1 protein-coding gene is annotated in these 232 nt (G+C 70.7%); it reads left to right on the top strand.

Annotation, left to right across the window (positions count from 1 at the left end; all coding sequences use genetic code 11):
- On the top strand, positions 1-232 hold a 232-nt coding region (locus tag ACZ267_RS13080; protein ID WP_463680370.1), incomplete at both ends, for an FAD-dependent oxidoreductase.

The following is a 232-nucleotide window of genomic DNA, read 5'->3' as shown; positions in this document are numbered from 1 at the left end:
GCCTGGTCCTGTCCGACGGCACCGTGCTGCCCGCCGACCTCGTGGTGATGTCGGTGGGCGTGCGTCCCAATGTGGGGCTGGCCCAGAAGGCCGGGATCGAGACCGGGCGCGGCATCAAGGTCGACGACCGGATGCAGTCGTCGGATGCCCGCATCTACGCGCTGGGCGAATGCGCCGAGCACCGCGGCATGGTCTACGGCCTCGTGGAGCCCGCCTACGAGCAGGCCGAGAC

The organism is Staphylococcus sp. AC872, from assembly GCF_979255425.1.
The sequence above is the reverse complement of the archived record's forward strand: the minus strand, read 5'-3'. Positions and strand labels throughout refer to the sequence as shown.